Source organism: Paracoccus sp. DMF, from assembly GCF_004407025.1.
GTDB lineage: Bacteria > Pseudomonadota > Alphaproteobacteria > Rhodobacterales > Rhodobacteraceae > Paracoccus > Paracoccus aminovorans_B.
Genome location: NZ_SOKV02000001.1, coordinates 57,186 through 72,450, shown reverse-complemented (window position 1 = coordinate 72,450; position 15,265 = coordinate 57,186). Strand labels below are relative to the sequence as shown.

Annotated in this window: 23 protein-coding genes and 1 pseudogene; 9 read left to right on the top strand and 15 right to left on the bottom strand. The window is 68.8% G+C overall.

Annotated features, from left to right (window positions below; translation table 11 throughout):
* The first annotated feature begins 2 nt into the window (after window positions 1–2).
* The 8 genes and pseudogenes from E3D03_RS00390 to E3D03_RS00355 all read left to right on the top strand — a co-directional run bounded on the left by E3D03_RS00390 (window position 3) and on the right by E3D03_RS00355 (window position 7,260).
* Window positions 3–647: an amino acid ABC transporter permease gene (locus tag E3D03_RS00390; protein ID WP_263565316.1), complete on the top strand. Its 645-nt coding sequence runs from the start codon at window positions 3–5 to the stop codon at window positions 645–647.
* A pseudogene (locus E3D03_RS00385) lies at window positions 631–1,366 on the top strand (amino acid ABC transporter ATP-binding protein). Before E3D03_RS00390 ends, E3D03_RS00385 begins: the two are co-directional and overlap by 17 nt.
* Window positions 1,367–1,450: 84 nt before the next feature.
* Entirely contained in the window at window positions 1,451–2,251 is an 801-nt protein-coding gene (locus tag E3D03_RS00380) for a transporter substrate-binding domain-containing protein (protein ID WP_263565315.1), read from the top strand.
* Between the two features lie 52 nt (window positions 2,252–2,303).
* Window positions 2,304–3,830, top strand: a complete 1,527-nt coding sequence (locus tag E3D03_RS00375) for a UxaA family hydrolase (protein WP_263565314.1) — start codon at window positions 2,304–2,306, stop codon at window positions 3,828–3,830.
* A gap of 28 nt (window positions 3,831–3,858) precedes the next feature.
* Window positions 3,859–4,773: a 2-dehydro-3-deoxygalactonokinase gene (locus E3D03_RS00370; protein ID WP_263565313.1), complete on the top strand. Its 915-nt coding sequence runs from the start codon at window positions 3,859–3,861 to the stop codon at window positions 4,771–4,773.
* Window positions 4,770–5,423, top strand: coding sequence for a 2-dehydro-3-deoxy-6-phosphogalactonate aldolase (locus tag E3D03_RS00365; protein ID WP_263565312.1), 654 nt, complete (start codon window positions 4,770–4,772; stop codon window positions 5,421–5,423). The genes E3D03_RS00370 and E3D03_RS00365 overlap by 4 nt, the downstream gene beginning before the upstream one ends.
* A 59-nt stretch (window positions 5,424–5,482) precedes the next feature.
* Window positions 5,483–6,496 carry a zinc-binding alcohol dehydrogenase family protein gene (locus E3D03_RS00360; RefSeq protein WP_263565311.1) on the top strand — a complete coding sequence of 338 codons (1,014 nt, stop codon included), beginning with the start codon at window positions 5,483–5,485 and terminating at the stop codon, window positions 6,494–6,496.
* Window positions 6,493–7,260: an SDR family NAD(P)-dependent oxidoreductase gene (locus E3D03_RS00355; protein ID WP_263565310.1), complete on the top strand. Its 768-nt coding sequence runs from the start codon at window positions 6,493–6,495 to the stop codon at window positions 7,258–7,260. Before E3D03_RS00360 ends, E3D03_RS00355 begins: the two co-directional genes overlap by 4 nt.
* A 72-nt stretch (window positions 7,261–7,332) precedes the next feature.
* On the opposite strand, the gene E3D03_RS00350 is transcribed toward E3D03_RS00355, so the two are convergent.
* From E3D03_RS00350 to E3D03_RS00325, 6 genes are all read right to left on the bottom strand, one after another.
* Window positions 7,333–7,932 carry a HupE/UreJ family protein gene (locus E3D03_RS00350; protein ID WP_263565309.1) on the bottom strand — a complete coding sequence of 200 codons (600 nt, stop codon included), beginning with the start codon at window positions 7,930–7,932 and terminating at the stop codon, window positions 7,333–7,335.
* Window positions 7,932–8,246 (bottom strand): rhodanese-like domain-containing protein, encoded by a 315-nt coding sequence (locus tag E3D03_RS00345; RefSeq protein ID WP_263565308.1) that lies wholly within the window; start codon window positions 8,244–8,246, stop codon window positions 7,932–7,934. The genes E3D03_RS00350 and E3D03_RS00345 overlap by 1 nt, the downstream gene beginning before the upstream one ends.
* Window positions 8,247–8,256: 10 nt before the next feature.
* On the bottom strand, window positions 8,257–8,790 hold the full coding sequence (locus tag E3D03_RS00340; RefSeq protein ID WP_263565307.1) for a cupin domain-containing protein: 534 nt from the start codon (window positions 8,788–8,790) through the stop codon (window positions 8,257–8,259).
* An 85-nt stretch (window positions 8,791–8,875) separates the two neighbouring features.
* Window positions 8,876–9,628 (bottom strand): ABC transporter ATP-binding protein, encoded by a 753-nt coding sequence (locus E3D03_RS00335; protein WP_263565306.1) that lies wholly within the window; start codon window positions 9,626–9,628, stop codon window positions 8,876–8,878.
* Window positions 9,601–10,395 (bottom strand): ABC transporter permease subunit, encoded by a 795-nt coding sequence (locus E3D03_RS00330; protein ID WP_263565305.1) that lies wholly within the window; start codon window positions 10,393–10,395, stop codon window positions 9,601–9,603. Before E3D03_RS00330 ends, E3D03_RS00335 begins: the two co-directional genes overlap by 28 nt.
* Window positions 10,386–11,003: an acyl-CoA dehydrogenase family protein gene (locus E3D03_RS00325; protein ID WP_263565457.1), complete on the bottom strand. Its 618-nt coding sequence runs from the start codon at window positions 11,001–11,003 to the stop codon at window positions 10,386–10,388. Before E3D03_RS00325 ends, E3D03_RS00330 begins: the two co-directional genes overlap by 10 nt.
* Between E3D03_RS00325 and E3D03_RS00320 the strand changes: the two genes are divergently transcribed.
* Window positions 10,980–11,120 (top strand): hypothetical protein, encoded by a 141-nt coding sequence (locus E3D03_RS00320; protein ID WP_263565460.1) that lies wholly within the window; start codon window positions 10,980–10,982, stop codon window positions 11,118–11,120. The genes E3D03_RS00325 and E3D03_RS00320 overlap by 24 nt on opposite strands.
* Before the next feature lie 424 nt (window positions 11,121–11,544).
* On the opposite strand, the gene E3D03_RS00315 is transcribed toward E3D03_RS00320, so the two are convergent.
* The 9 genes from E3D03_RS00315 to E3D03_RS00275 all read right to left on the bottom strand — a co-directional run bounded on the left by E3D03_RS00315 (window position 11,545) and on the right by E3D03_RS00275 (window position 15,031).
* Window positions 11,545–12,417, bottom strand: coding sequence for a ParB N-terminal domain-containing protein (locus E3D03_RS00315; protein WP_263565304.1), 873 nt, complete (start codon window positions 12,415–12,417; stop codon window positions 11,545–11,547).
* Window positions 12,417–12,602 (bottom strand): hypothetical protein, encoded by a 186-nt coding sequence (locus E3D03_RS00310; protein ID WP_263565303.1) that lies wholly within the window; start codon window positions 12,600–12,602, stop codon window positions 12,417–12,419. Before E3D03_RS00310 ends, E3D03_RS00315 begins: the two co-directional genes overlap by 1 nt.
* Before the next feature lie 106 nt (window positions 12,603–12,708).
* Window positions 12,709–12,852 (bottom strand): hypothetical protein, encoded by a 144-nt coding sequence (locus E3D03_RS00305; RefSeq protein ID WP_263565302.1) that lies wholly within the window; start codon window positions 12,850–12,852, stop codon window positions 12,709–12,711.
* Between the two features lie 25 nt (window positions 12,853–12,877).
* Window positions 12,878–13,303 (bottom strand): type I-E CRISPR-associated protein Cas7/Cse4/CasC, encoded by a 426-nt coding sequence (locus E3D03_RS00300; protein WP_263565301.1) that lies wholly within the window; start codon window positions 13,301–13,303, stop codon window positions 12,878–12,880.
* The gene (locus E3D03_RS00295; protein ID WP_263565300.1) at window positions 13,296–13,802 is read right to left on the bottom strand and encodes a hypothetical protein; all 507 of its coding nucleotides are present in this window, start codon (window positions 13,800–13,802) and stop codon (window positions 13,296–13,298) included. Before E3D03_RS00295 ends, E3D03_RS00300 begins: the two co-directional genes overlap by 8 nt.
* Before the next feature lie 11 nt (window positions 13,803–13,813).
* Window positions 13,814–13,984 carry a hypothetical protein gene (locus E3D03_RS00290; RefSeq protein ID WP_263565299.1) on the bottom strand — a complete coding sequence of 57 codons (171 nt, stop codon included), beginning with the start codon at window positions 13,982–13,984 and terminating at the stop codon, window positions 13,814–13,816.
* The gene (locus E3D03_RS00285) at window positions 13,984–14,136 is read right to left on the bottom strand and encodes a hypothetical protein (protein WP_263565298.1); all 153 of its coding nucleotides are present in this window, start codon (window positions 14,134–14,136) and stop codon (window positions 13,984–13,986) included. The genes E3D03_RS00290 and E3D03_RS00285 overlap by 1 nt, the downstream gene beginning before the upstream one ends.
* The gene (locus E3D03_RS00280; protein WP_411969775.1) at window positions 14,127–14,693 is read right to left on the bottom strand and encodes a hypothetical protein; all 567 of its coding nucleotides are present in this window, start codon (window positions 14,691–14,693) and stop codon (window positions 14,127–14,129) included. The genes E3D03_RS00285 and E3D03_RS00280 overlap by 10 nt, the downstream gene beginning before the upstream one ends.
* Window positions 14,694–14,836: 143 nt before the next feature.
* Entirely contained in the window at window positions 14,837–15,031 is a 195-nt protein-coding gene (locus E3D03_RS00275) for a hypothetical protein (protein WP_263565296.1), read from the bottom strand.
* Between the last annotated feature and the right edge of the window lie 234 nt (window positions 15,032–15,265).

Here is a 15,265-nt window from a genome sequence, read left to right as displayed (position 1 = left end):
TGATGCTGACGACGTTCCAAATGCAGGCGCTGCTGATCGCCGCCGCCTGGACGGCCGGGCTGTCGCTGATCGCCTTCGTCTTCGGCGGCGCGGTCGGGCTTCTGGTCGCGGTGATGCGGGTCTCGGCCAACCGGGCGCTGCGCGCGATCGCCTTCGTCTATATCCAGCTCGTGCAGGGCACGCCGCTGCTGGTAATGATGATGCTGTCCTTCTTCGGGCTTTCGATCCTGGGCTTCAGCCTGACGCCCTTCACCGCCGCCAGCTTCGCCATGGTGATCTATTCCAGCGCCTATTTCGGCGAGATCTGGCGCGGCGGCATCCTCGCGGTGCCGAAGACCCAGTGGGAGGCCGCCGAGTGCCTGGCGCTGCATCCGGTCCAGCGGTTCTGGCTGGTCATCATCCCGCAGGGGCTGCGCATCTCGACCCCGCCGACGGTCGGCTTCATGGTCCAGATCGTGAAGAACACCTCGCTGGCCTCGGTGATCGGCGTCGCCGAACTGACCTATACCAGCAAGCTCATCAACAATTCGACGTTCCAGCCGTTCATCATCTTCAGCGTCGTCGCCGTGCTCTATTTCTGCATGTGCTACCCGCTGGCCTGGTGGAGCCGCAAACTCGAGGACAAACTGAATGTCACCCATCGTTAAACTGAACAACGTCTCCAAAAGCTTCGGCAGCCTGAATGTCCTGCAGGGCGTGTCCTTCGACGTCGCTCCGGGCAGCGTGGTCGCCATCATCGGCCGCAGCGGATCGGGGAAAAGCACGGCGCTGCGCTGCATCAACGGGCTGGAAAAGATCAACAGCGGCGAGATCACCGTCTGCAATCACCACCTGCACCACGACGTGACCCGGTCCCAGCTGCGCGCCCTGCACCTGGACGTGGGCATCGTCTTCCAGAGCTACAATCTGTTCCCGCACCTGACCGTCGGCCAGAACATCATGCTGGCGCCGCGCTGGGTCCGCAAGCAATCCAAGGCCGAGGCCCGCGACCATGCGGCCGAGGTGCTGCGCAAGGTCGGACTGGCCGAAAAGTTCGACGCCTATCCCGAGCAGCTGTCCGGCGGCCAGCAGCAGCGGGTGGCCATCGCGCGCTCGCTGGCGATGGAGCCGAAGCTGATGCTGTTCGACGAGGTGACCTCGGCGCTGGACCCGGAACTGACCCGGTGAGGTGCTGAAGGTGATGGAGGGCCTGGCCCGGGACGGCATGACCATGGTGCTGGTCACCCACGAGATGGCCTTCGCCCGGGGCGTGGCCGACAAGATCGTCTTCATGCACCAGGGCCGGGTCTGGGAAGAGGGCGGCGGCGCGATGCTGTCCGCGCCGCAGACGCCCGAACTGCGCCAGTTCGTCGGCAACGGCCTGTGACCTTCGGCTGATACTCAACCGGCATTCGACGGCGGCCAGCGGCGGCCGGCGCTTGCCCCATCCTGCATTCATGGGAGGAAAGACATGACCATTCGCAACCTGGCGCTTGCCGCCTTGACCGCGGTCGGCCTGGCCGCCGCCCTGCCCGCCGGCGCCGACACGCTGGCCGATATCCGCGACCGCGGCATCATCAACATCGGCGTCGATATCGGCCAGGCGCCCTTCGGCATGGTGGACGGTTCGATGAACCAGACCGGCTCGGACGTCGACACCGCCCGCAAGCTGGCCGAGGACCTGGGCGTCAAGCTGAACGTCGTCTCGGTCGCGCCGGCCAACCGCATCCCCTTCCTGCTGACCGGCAAGGTCGATGTCGTCGTCGCCAGCTTCTCGATCACCGAGGAGCGCAAGAAGCAGGTCGATTTCTCGAAGCCCTATGCGGTCAGCGAGGTCGTCGTGGCCACCACCGGCGGGCTGAAGCTCTCGGGCCCGGCCGACCTGGCGGGCCATGAGGTCGCGGTCACCCGCGCCTCGACCAACGACACGCTGATCACCGATGCCATCACGGCCGGCGACGTCAAAGCGACCATCGTGCGCTACGACGACAACGCCATGACCACCAATGCCGTGCTCAGCGGCCAGCACGACGTCTATGTCGTGGCGAAATCGCTGCTGGTGCCGATCAACGAGGCCAATCCCTCGCGCAAGATCGAGCCGCAATTCGTGCTGCGCACCTATCCGCTGGCCATCGGCCTGCGCAAGGACGAGCCGGCGCTGAAGGAATGGCTGGACAGCTGGGTCGCCGACAATCTCGCCAACGGCAAGCTGAACGAGATCTACCAGACCTATCACCTGTCGTCGCTGCCCGACGTGATCCCCGAGGAATGATCGGGGACGGACGGTGACGACCTTCATGACCCAGAATACAGGAAACATGGTGATGAAAGCGAAGACGATCCGGCTGCATCCCGACGATGACGTCGTTATCGCCCTTGAACCCCTCGCAGCGGGTTCGCGCATCGCGGCCGAAGGGCTGGAGCTGCGCGAACCCATCCCGGCCGGCCACAAGATCGCCACGCGCGACATTCCGGCCCAGGGACCGATCCGGCGCTACAACCAGGTGATCGGCCTGGCGACGCAGCCCATCCGGGCCGGGCAGCATGTGCATGTCCAGAACGTGATGATGGCCAGCGTCGAGAATGACTATGCCATCGGCGCCGACGCCGCGCCGACCGAATACGCCGACCCGCCGGCCAGCTTCATGGGCATCCGGCGCGCCGACGGCCGCGTGGCGACGCGGAACTACATCGGCATCATGACCAGCGTGAACTGCTCGGCCCGCGTCGCCCGCGCCATCGCCGACCATTTCCGCCGCGACATCCGCCCCGACGCGCTGGCGGATTACCCCAATATCGACGGCGTCGTCGCGCTGACCCACGGCTTCGGCTGCGGCATCGACGCGCAAAGCGAGGGCATGGCGATCATCCGCCGCACCCTCTCGGGCTATGCCGTGCATCCGAATTTCGCCGCGGTGATCTTCGTCGGCCTGGGCTGCGAGGCGAACCAGATCGGCGACATCCTGGCCTCGCGCGGGCTGGCCGAAAGCGCCACCCTGCACAGCTATACCATCCAGGATGTCGGCGGCACCACCAACGCCATCCGGCAGGGGATCGAGCTGGTGAATTCGCTGCTGCCGGACCTGAATGAGGTCAGGCGCGAGCCGGTGCCGGCGTCGCATCTGACCGTGGGCCTGCAATGCGGCGGCTCGGACGGCTATTCCGGCATTTCGGCCAATCCGGCACTGGGCGCGGCCGTGGACCTGCTGGTCCGCAACGGCGGCACCGCCATCCTTTCGGAAACGCCCGAGGTCTATGGCGCCGAGCATCTGCTGACCCGCCGCGCGGCCTCGCCCGAGGTGGCGCGGAAGCTGATCGCGCGCATCGACTGGTGGAAGGACTATTGCGCCAAGAACGGCGCCGAGATGAACAACAACCCCTCGGCCGGCAACAAGGCCGGCGGGCTGACCACGATCCTGGAAAAATCGCTGGGCGCCGTCGCCAAGGCCGGCACCACCAACCTGACCGAGGTTTACGAATATGCCGAGCCGGTGACGCAGCACGGTTTCGTCTTCATGGATTCGCCCGGCTTCGACCCGATCTCGGCCACCGGGCAGGTCGCCTCCGGGGCGAACCTGATCTGCTTCACCACCGGGCGCGGCTCGGCTTTCGGCTGCATGCCGACGCCATCGCTGAAGCTGGCGACGAACTCGGCCACCTGGCGGCGGCAGCAGGACGACATGGACATCGACTGCGGCGTGATCCTGGAGGGCCGCGCCACCATCGAGGAGGTCGGCCGGCAGATCTTCGAGCGGATGCTGTCCTGCGCCTCGGGCGAGCCGTCGAAAAGCGAGATCCACGGCTATGGCCAGGACGAATTCGTGCCCTGGCAGATCGCTGTCGTCACCTGATCCGCAACCCCGCAAGCAGGGCTGAATCATGGCCATTCACAGCACCCCCCGTTTCGCGGCGGTCGATTGGGGCACCAGCAGCTTCCGCGCCTGGCTTGTCGATGCGGCCGGCCGGGTCCTTGCCGAACGCCGCAGCGCCCAAGGCATGACCGTGGCCCGCGAGACGGGCTTTCGCGAAATCCTCGACGGCCATCTGGCCGCGATGCAGGCCCCCGAGGGGCTGGGCACCGTCATCTGCGGCATGGCCGGCGCGCGCCAGGGCTGGGTCGAGGCCGGCTATCTCGACTGCCCCGCCGCCCTGGACGATCTGGCGACGCGCGCCATCCGCGTCGCGCATCCGGCCCGCGACATCCGCATCCTGCCCGGCGTGGCACAGCGCGACGCCGATCATCCCGACGTCATCCGGGGCGAGGAAACCCAACTTCTGGGCCTTGCGCGCGACGACGAGGCGCTGACGGTGGTGATGCCCGGCACGCATTCGAAATGGGTGCGGCTTCAGGGGACGGTGCTGGCCGGTTTCTCGACGCATATGACCGGCGAAATTTTCCAGGCCCTGACCAGCGCGACGCTGCTGAAACACGCGGTCGAGGGCGCCCAAGGCCGGCGCGTCCACGCCGCCTTCCGGGCCGGGGTCGCCGAGACCTTCGCCGCGCCGGCCGGCTGGTCCAGCCGGTTGTTCGAGGTGCGCGGCCGGCAATTGCTGTTCGGGGCCGATGCCGATGCCGCGCGGGACCGGATTTCCGGCATCCTGATCGGCGCCGAGATCGCGGCCGGGTTGGCGCAGGGGACCGGCGGATCGCCCGTCCGCATCCTCGCCTCGGGCCGGCTCGCCGATCTTTACATCGAGGCTTTCGAGCTGCTCGGCATTGCCTTCGCCGTCGAGGACGCCGACCGGGCGGTCCTTGCCGGCCTGACCCTCGCCGCCGGCCGGATCTGGCCATGACCACGCAAACCGGAGTGCCGCCCATGCCCTTTCCTGCCCTGTCCCTGCCCATCGTCGCCATCCTGCGCGGCATCCGTCCCGACGAGGCCGAGGCCGTCACCCAGGAACTGCTGGATGCCGGCCTGCAGGCCATCGAGGTGCCGCTGAACTCGCCCGACGCCTTCCGCTCGATCGAGATCGCGGCGCGGCTGGCGCCGGAGGGCGTGCTGATCGGCGCCGGCACCGTCACCCGCGCCGAAGAGGTCGCGCGCCTGCATGACGCCGGCGGTCGGCTGCTGGTCTCGCCCAATATCGACGACGACGTGATGAAGGCGGCCGTCGGCTTCGGCATGGTGACGATGCCCGGCGTCCTGACCCCGACCGAGGCGCTGCGGGCGCTGCGGCTGGGCGCCTCGGCGCTGAAGTTATTCCCGGCCAGCGTGCTGGGCCCGTCCGGGATCGCGGCGATCCGCGCCATCCTGCCGCCCGATACCACCATCGCGGCGGTGGGCGGCGTCGGCGAAGAGAATTTCGCCCGCTATCTCGCGGCGGGCGTCTCGGCCTTCGGGATCGGCTCGAACCTGTTCCGCCCCGGCCTGTCGGCCGGCGAGGTCGGCACACGCGCGCGCCGCATCATAGCGGCTTACCAGGCCGCCGCGCGCAACGGCTGAGGCGGCGCTTTGCCCGACGGCCACATCCAGTTCAGCTTCCGCCCGGAATGGAGAATTACATGAAGGCGCTTATCATCGAGAAGGAAGGCCATACGGTCATCGGCGAGATCGCCGTGCCCGAGATGGGGCCGAAGGACGTTCGGGTGCGGGTGCGCCATGTCGGGCTCTGCGGCACGGATTTCAATTCCTGGCGCGGGCTCAACCCGCTGGTGACCCTGCCGCGCGTGCCCGGCCATGAGATCGGCGGCGAGATCATCGAGGCGGGCGCGGAAGTTCCGGCCGAATACGCCGCCAGCCGCCGGGTGGTGGTGGTGCCCTATACCAATTGCGGCGAATGCTCGTCCTGCCGCAAGGGCCGGCTCAACGCCTGCCGCTACAACAAGACGCTGGGCGTGCAGCAGCAGGGCGGCCTGACGCCCGAGATCGTCGTGCCGGCGGAAAAGATCATCCTGAACGACACCCTGGCGCCGCAGCACTTGGCGCTGGTCGAACCCCTCGCGGTCGGCTTCCATGCCGTCGCGCGCGGCCAGGTCGGCGCCGACGATACGGTGGTGGTGCTGGGCTGCGGCATGATCGGCATGGGCGTGCTGATCGGCGCGGTGGCGCGAGGTGCCCGGGTCGTCGCCGTGGACATGAGCGCGCAGAAGCTGGACCTGGCCCGCCAGTTCGGCGCGGCGGTCACGCTGAACCCGGCCGAGCAGGACGTCGAGGCCTCCGTCGCGGAACTGACCGGCGGCCTGGGCGCGGACGTGGTTTTCGAGGCGGTGGGCACGCCCGCCACCTTCACCCAATGCATCACGCTGGCGGGTTATGCCGGGCGCGTGGTCTATGTCGGCTATTCCAAGGCGCCGGTCAGCTACGACACCGCCTTCTTCAATCTCAAGGAACTGGACATCCTGGGCTCGCGCAATGCGACGATGCAGGATTTCCGCGACGTGATCGCCCATCTCGAAAAGATCGGCGGCAGCGCGGACCTGCTGATCTCGAAGACCTTCCCCTTCTCGCAGGCGGATCAGGCATTCCCCTATTGGAACGACAATCGCGACAATCTCAAGGTGATGGTGGCACTATGAACGACAGCTTCAAGCGGGCTTTCAGCCTGGAGGGCAAGCGCGCGCTGGTGACGGGCGGCGGCTCCGGCCTGGGCGAGGCGATGGCCGCCGCCATGGCCGCCGCCGGCGCCGAAGTCATCCTGGTCGGCCGCCGCAGGGACGTGCTGGAACAGGCGGCCGGCCGCATCCCCGGCGCCAAGGTCGAGACCGTGGACCTGGCCGACATCGCCGCGCTCGACGCGGCCGCGAAGGCGATCCTGGAGCGGCACGGCAAGATCGACATCCTGGTGAACAACGCCGGGAACACGATCCGCAAGCCGTTCCTTGAGACGACCCATCAGGACATCGACGCGGTCGTGGACGTGCATCTGCGCGGCGCGCTGGAGTTCTCGCGCCCGATCATCGCCCGGCAGGCGGAAACCGGCGGCGGCGCGGTCATCTTCACCGCCTCGATGGCCTCCTACATGGGGCTGCCCTATGTGATGGGCTACACGGTCGCCAAGACCGCGCTGCTGGGCGTCGTGCGCGCGCTTTCGGCCGAGTTCGCCGGCCAGAACGTGCGGGTGAACGGCATCGCGCCGGGCTGGATCGACACGCCGCTGTATCGCGGGGCGACCGGCGCCGATCCGGCGCGCAAGGCCAAGGCGCTTGGCCGGATCCAGATGGGCCGCATCGGCGAGGTCGAGGATGTCGGCTGGACCTGCGTCTTCCTGGCCTCGGACGCCGCCGCCTATATCACCGGCCAGACGGTGGCCGTGGACGGCGGGGCACTGGCCGGGTTCTGACCTTCGGGCTTGGCGGGCGGCTGGCGAGGTCGCCCTTCACCCTGCCCTTCTCGGGGCAGGGCCGCCGCCGACCTAGGGGAAAAGCAGCGCCCCGGCCCCGCCGGCCGCAATGCCTGCCCCGATCACGCGGCAGACAGCGGGGCGATGCGCCAGCAGCCCAAGAGCAAGCCCGCCGCCATGCAGCAAGAGCGTGCTCAAGACGAAGCCCGTCGCGTAAAGCGCCAGATGTCCCGAGGCCGGCATCTCGGCGCCATGGGCACGGCCATGGAAGGCGGCAAAGCCCGCCACCACCAGCCCCGCCAGCCAGACCGGAGGCCGCAGCGCCAGCAGCAGGGCGACGCCGATCACCACCGACGAGGCCGCGATGCCCGCCTCGACCATGGGCAGCGCCAGCCCGAGGCGGCCGGCGACGCCGCCCGCGACCATGGCCAGCGGAAAGGCCGCCAGCAGGACCGGCGCGGCGCCGGCGCCCAGCGTGGCGGCCCACAGGCCGACCGCCACCATCGCCGCGACATGGTCCCAACCAAGCAGCGGATGCATCAGCCCCGAGATGAAACCGCCATCCGGCAAAGGACCGCCATGCGCCAGGGCGGCGCCGGGCCAGAAAAGCAGCAGGGGCACCGCGGCCAGGCGCAGCGCCGCGCCAGCCGTCTTGCAAGACAAGAGCCGCATCAGGCGATACCCCGTTCCCTGACGGCGGCGTAACCGCCATCGACATCGGCGACATTGGTGAAGCCCAGCCCGGCCAGCGTCTGGACCACCGGACCCGAGCCATTGACCGAGCCGCAGAAGACGACGATGCGCGCGTCGCGCGGCACCGCGGCCAGCGGTCCGGAAAACACCGGCTCGACCAGAGGCTTGGGCAGGATCAGCGCGCCGGCGATCTCGCCGTTCTCGGCCCGGCCCTTGGGCGCGCGGACGTCGATCAGCAGGTCGATCCCGGCCAGATCGGCGGGCAGTTCGGCGGCGGAAATGCGGTTGGACATGGTGTCTCCTTCAGGTTTTCGGGGCTGCGTGGATCGGATCGACCCAATAGACGGATTCGGGCGGCTCGACCGGATCGACATCGGTGATATTGACCACCACCGCCTCATTGTCCGAGCGGACCAGGACGCATTCCAGCACCTGCTCGGGATCGGCGTTGATCTCCTGATGCGGGACATAAGGCGGCACATAGATGAAATCGCCGGGGCCGGCGTCGGCGACGAATTCCAGCCGCTCGCCCCAGCGCAGCCGCGCCTTGCCGCGCAGGACATAGATCACGCTTTCCAGCGCGCCGTGGTGATGCACGCCGGTCTTGGCATCGGGCTCGATGGCGACGGTGCCGGCCCAGATCCGCTGCGCACCGACCCGGGCATGGTTGATCGCGGCCTCCCGGAACATGCCCGGGGTCTGCGCGGTATTGGCGTCCAACTGGTCGCCCTTGATCACCCGCACGCCGTCGTATTTCCAGCGCGGCGCCGCGTCGCGGTCGTGGTCGTGGTCGTGGCCGTGATCGTGGCCGTGATGATGGCCGTGGTCATGGGGCATCTGCCTCTCCTTGCTTTTTCGTTGCTGCGCCGCGCCTCGCGCGCGACGCACCGATGCCCCGGCCCCGCCGTGAAGCCGCCGCCGCTCAATGCACCGCCCCGTGCTGGGCGGAGCCGTGCCGGACGCCCAGCCAGTCCAGCAGGCTGCCGCGGATGCGGGCGAAGTCCGGATCGGCCACGTCGCGCGGCCGGGCCAGCGCGATCTCCTGGTGATGGGCGATGACGCCGTCGCGCATGACCAGCACCCGGTCGGCCAGCAGGATCGCCTCTTCGACGTCATGGGTAACCAGCAGCACGGCGCAACCGTGGCGCTGCCACAGCTCGGCCACCAGGGCCTGCGCCTTGATCCGGGTCAGCGCGTCCAAGGCCGCGAAGGGCTCGTCGAGCAGCAGCAGGTCGGGATCGCGCACCAGGGCGCGGGCCAGCGCGGCGCGCTGCGCCTCGCCGCCGGACAGCACCTTGGGCCACTGGTCGGCGCGATGGCCGATGCCGACCTCGGCCAGCGCCCGCTCGGCCAGCCGGCGATGCGGCCGCCCCGGCAGGCCCAGCAGGACATTGTGCCAGACCCGTTTCCACGGCATCAGCCGCGGCGCCTGGAACGCGATGGCGCGGCGGGCGGGCACCACCACCTCGCCCTGGAAGTCGGGGGCGAGATCGCCCAGGATGCGCAGCAGCGTGGACTTGCCGCAGCCCGAGGCGCCCAGCAGCGCGACGAACTCGCCCGGCCGGATGGTCAGGTCCAGGTTGTCGATCACCCGCCGGTCGCCGAAGCTGCGGCTCAATCCGCGCACATCGACGGCGGCGGCGGTGTTCAGGCTCCGGTGAAGCTGGGTCGCCATGCCAGGAAGATCCTTTCAAGCGTGCGCACGACCAGATCGACCACAAGGCCGAGCAGGGCATAGACCACAAGGCAGACCACGATCACGTCGGTCTGGAAGAATTCGCGGGCATTGGCCATCAGATAGCCCACCCCCGCCGTGGCGTTGATCTGTTCGCCAAAGACCAGCGCCAGCCAGGCGATGCCCAGCGAATAGCGCAGGCCGACCAGCGCATTCGGCAGGGCGCCGGGCAGGATGACATGCCAGACCAGCCCCCAGCGCGACAGGCCAAGGGTGCGCCCGGCCTCGACCAGCGACTGGTCGACGCCGCGGATGCCGGCATAGACGTTCAGATACAGCGGAAAGGCCGTGGCCAGCGCGATCAGCGCCACCTTGGGCGCCTCGCCGATGCCGAACCAGATGATCAAGAGCGGGATCAGCGCCACGTTCGGGACCGTGCGCAGCATCTGCATCGGCGCATCGACCAGATCCTCGCCCAGCCGGGTCAGGCCCGCGATCACCGCCAGCGCCACGCCGATGCTGCCGCCGATGGCAAGCCCGGTCATCGCGCGCCGCAGCGACACCAGGATGGCGTCCTGCAATTCGCCGGTCCGGATCAGCTTGGCCGCGCTTTCCAGCACCGTGGCCGGCCCGGCCAGCACCTCGGACGGCAGCACGCCGCTGACCGAGGCCAGGTGCCACAGCGCCACCAGCGCCACCGGCCCCGAGGCGCGGCGCAGCCAGCTCGGCAGCTGCCGCGGCCGCGCCGAGGCCGGGGTCAGCCGCACCAACCTCTCGGGTGCCGCCGGCGCCTGGCTGGGCCGCGATGCGACGCGCAGGCTTGGGATTTCGGTGAGGCGCGCAGGCCCAGGCTGTCCCAAGTCGGCACGATCTCGACACCCTTGGCACCGATCGCCACCAGGAACTGGCCGACGCGCGGCTCGGCCTCGTCGGTGCGGGCCCAGACGATGCCCCAGCGCAAGCCCTCGCTGCCGGTCGAATAGATCTTGCTGCCCGAAAGCCGCCAGCCATCGCCGCTGCGCCGCGCCGTGGTCGCGGGCAGGCCGCCGCGCAGGGGCGTGCCCAGGTCCGGCTCGACCCGCAGCGCATTGATCAGCGCGCCCTCCTCGACGGCCGAGCGCATGACCGCCCCGGCCAGGTGACGCGGCCAGCGCCCGTCATCCAGCAGCGCGAGATGGGCGTATTGCATGACCAGGATCAGCGCCACCGCCGGATCGCCGCGGCCGATCTCGGCGATGACGCGGGCGGTCAGTTCCAGCCCCGCGCCCCTGCCGCCCTGCGCGCGCGGCGCGGTCAGCGCCAGCAGCCCCGCGCCATGCAGCGCCTCGATCTGGCGCAAGGGAAAGGCGCCTTGGCGGTCGTCCTGCGCGGCCAGGGTGCCGAAGCTATCGGCCAGCGCGCGGCGATCCCGACTTCGGCGGGTTCCGTGGTGATCCTGCCCTGCAGCATCGCAATTCCCTTCATTAAAAACGATAACAATAGTCGTAATTAATGGGCCGGGCGATGCTAAAGATTGACCGAAAAATGGCATAATCTTCTCCAACATGCCGCTCGGGAGAGGTGGCCGCAGTTCTGTGCCCGCCGCAGGCGCTGGATGAGGCCGCCCCGTGGCGATGCGGTGTCTCGCGCTGCAATGGCTGCCCGATGCCGGATCACCGGGGTCGGCGCTTATCCATGCACATCGGCGACGACGCGCGTGCGCGAGATGCATCGGCAAAAGCCCGTGAAGCGGCCATTCCGGGTCATCGCCCGCGTCTCCAAGTTCGACACGATGCCGACCCATCTCGCCGGCTATCCCCAGCCGGCCTGGAACAGCCTGCCCAAGGGCCGCGTCCCCTGCCCTCTTCGCCATGCCCGGCATGGCGGGCTGGCATTTCAACCGGAACCGCCAAGCGCCGCCGCCGGCGCCGCCTGGCTTATCGTTCCAGCAGCGACTGGATATGCAGCATCAGGCTGTCCATCAGCTCCGAGTTCAACGCCTCGCCCTCCAGGTGCAGGATATGCCCCTTGCTGTCGGTGGCGCGGTGAATAGTGATGCCGCTCGAGATGCGCAGGGTCTTGTCGTCGATCCAGCCATAGCGCAACGGCGCCGTGGTCCGGGGCCGGCCGCCCCGGCGGGCATCGCGCGGGGCCTCGTCCAGGCTGCGGATCACCGGCTCGATGACCGACCATTCGGCATCGGCATGGTCCGGGGCATGGCGCGACAGCGCGTCCCGCAGCGGCGTCTCGGCCCCTCGGCGCAGCGCCATCGCCAGTTGCAGCCCGCGCCGTTCGGTCAGGCCTTCGGGAAATTGCAGCATGTCGCCCAATTCCTCGAAGATCAGCGCGAAAGAGCGGATCTTGGATCGCTTGGCCTTGGAGCCGCTGGCGAACAGCCACTCGACCGCCTCCTCGGTATTGGCAAAGGCGCCCTGGCCGGCGGCGATGACCGCGATGCGGCCACGTTCGAAATGGCTCAACTCCTCGCGGACCTCATTCTCCTCGATCATCGAGACGAAGGCGCCACCGCTGGAGGCGCGGGGACGGATCAAGCCACGGATATTGCTGTATTTTTCCGCCTGGGTCAGCTCCCTCAGCCCCCGCACCGCCAGCAGGCGGCGATAGCCCGAAAGCAGCCCGTAGCGCTGGCCCGCCCTGCCCGGCTTTTCCAGTTCGAAGACCTCGATCGGCAACCGCAGTCCATGCGCCGCGGTGGACTGGCGCAACTCCAAGATCGCCTCCTCGCTCGTCGTCAAGCGGTCGCGGATCATGGCCGCCTCGTCGATCTGGTCCAGCGGCAGCTCGACCATCAGCAGGCCTGCAAGGGGATGGCATAGTCGCCCGCGCTCAGGGCATCGCCTGCCTCCGGGGCGCCTTGCAGAAAGGCCAGCGTGCCGCCGCGGGCGGTCAGCGCTCCGCGCGCCAGATACAGGCACCCTGCCCGGTCCGCATGTGGCACCTTGGCGCTGTCGAGCCCAAGCCGGCCCTTCAGCATGGGTCAGACCCTTTGCGGCGGGCGCAGCAGCAGCATGCCATAGCCAGAGCTGCGATGCCGGCCGATCCCGCCAGCAGATCGGCAAAGCCGGCGGGATCGATCACGGTCAGCGTTTCCTGGATGATCGCGTCGGGACCGTCCAGGGCCCGGCCTCGCGCGGGCGGGCGCTGTCGTCGCGCAGGGCCTCGGCCAGAAAGGCGTCGATCTCGGCGCCCTTGGCAAAGGCCGTGCCGGTGATGGCCGAAGCCAATCGCATCACCGGGCGCAAGCGCAAGTCAAAGCCCAGCCGCTGCCCGTCGCGCCAGCCATCGGCCGGGGCGCGGCAGCGAGCGCAAACTGTCCAGCGCCACCACTCCGGCGTGCGATGGGCCGATCACCGCGGCAGCATCGCGGCGCAGCGCCTCGGCCGGTGGGCGGCATAGGCATAAAGCGTGCCCGTCTGGGCGCGCGGCGCCACCAGCAGGCGGAAGGGTTGCAGCGCGGCGGGGCCGAACACCTCGGCCATCCGCGCCGTCGATCCGGTCGAGCGCATGCGGATCGTCCGCCAGCCGCCAATGCCGCTTGAGGCATTGCGAGCTGACGCGGGTGCGCAGATGCCCGCCATAGGGCAGGCGCTTGGCCAGCCCGGCATCGTCGCGGTCCAGCAGCACGGCAGTATAGGGGGCCAGGAAATGGGCCTGCAGGAAAGGGGGGTCAGTCATCGGTATCCTCGGGCTTTTGTTCGGATCGGCGGTCAAGCCGGGCGTAATAGTCGCGCGCAAGATCGCGCCCATCCTCACGCAGGACGGCCCAGGCCGAGTTGGGCGCGTCGATGCAGGGTTGCTGGCGGGCCAGGGCGCGGATGGCGCGCTCGATGGCTTCCAGCCGCGCCGGACCGCGCGCGGCCAGCAGCCGGGCCAGGCGCTGTTCCGACAGGGCGGCCTCGTCCAGCCGCGCCGTTTCCGCGCCGCCATCGGCCAGCACGGCGCCGAATTTCCGCCCGGCCCGGTGCCGGGCCTCGGTCGCGCTGGCGGGGGTCAGCAGCGCCAACAGCTTGGTGATGCGGCGCCATTTGTCTTCTTCGCCGAGGGTGATGCCGTGGCGGGTGACCAGGCGCCAGAAGAATGCGCTGCCCCCGGGGCCCATGCGGCGGGCTGCGGCCCGTTCGCCGCTGTCGGCAGCAACAAGGGCGGCGGCGATGGCGCACGCGCAGGTGTCCACGGAGTCTAGGCTCAGGCATGTTCGACCTCTGTCATGTCGGATTCCCTGAAGATCGCGGCGATGCCCCGGTTCAGCGCCGCCCTGCCCCGTGCCACGGCCCGCGGCCGCATGATCGAGGCGCAGAGGGTGCCCGGCGCGGCACGTTCGAACTCGGCCCGCGCCGCCGAGGCCAAGTCGCGCATCAGCCGCGTGTGGACGACATTCCGGCCGCCAGTTCGACCGCCTCGCTGCCCAGCATGGTCTTTCTGACCGCCTTGGGCACCGGGATGACCCGCGACTTGAAGCCGTCCGTCTTGGAATTGCCGAGGGCAAAGGCCTCGGCGATCAGCAGCATGTCGGCCGCCCCTTCGTCCCGCCCGGCTCGGCCAGCAGGGGACGACCCCAGGTGCCGCTGAAATGGAGTTCGCAAATCAGCTTGTAGGTCCAGCCCCGCTCGCCCAGCGTCAGCGCCTTGGTCTCAGAGACATGGACCGGCGCCCAGGGGTCGCCGGTCATGCCCTTGGACGCCTTGGCCTCGACCAGGCCAGCGCCAGCAAGCCCGCAAAATGATGGGCCAGCCGCGGAACCGGCTCGGGTGGGGCGGCCGCGGCAATTTCGGGACATCGCCCGCCCCATCTGGCGCTCGGACGCTTTCCAGCTGTAATCGATGGGATCGTTGAACGCCGCCGTCGCCCAGCTTTCGGGCGGTTCAGCGATGGGCTGCCCGTGATGGGCGAACAGCACCTTGAACCATTCCTCGATCCCAGGCCAGCGGACGATATGCACGGCGTTGCCATCCAGGCAATCGTCAGGCTCCTCCTGCTTCAACCAGCGCCATCCGCAGCGCAGGTGATCGCGCGGCGTGATGCCATGGCCGGCCGGCCAGCCCTTGGCCTGAAAGGCGGGTGCCAGCTTGCCGGCAACAGCAACAGCTCGTGTGTCACGGCGGCGACATCCGCGCTGTGATGAATCAAGTGGTGGCTATCACCCGCCGGCAGGTCGAGCTTTCCCCAAGGTTCGCGCATGGAAAATCCTTTGACCAGCAGGCAGACCGTTCACAGCTGTGAACTTTGCAAGGAAATATTGCCGATCATTTTAACCGCCGAGAATTCGCCCTGCGGCCTTCGCTGAAAGACCCCCAGATAGGCCGCGGGCGTGTGAATCTGGTCAAACCATTGCAGCATCGGCTGCTGCGATCTTGCCCATATGCCTTGCCGCCTGGTGCCAGACAGCATCGCAATTCCCATCATCGGGCGCAACCTTTCAGCGCTCCTTACCAGCGCCATCCAGTCACTGACTGGTCCCCAGCAAGACCTGCGCCGCAGCGACGTGCAATCCGCCCGGCCCCGACAAGCCGGGACAGATGACGCCGCATGGTTGAGCAGGGGCATGCCGTTCAGCCGTGCAAAGCGTCGCATTGGAGGGAAGGCAATCAGCTTCTCCGGATCGTCAAGCCGGGCTTCGGCGTGGAACTGAGAAGCACG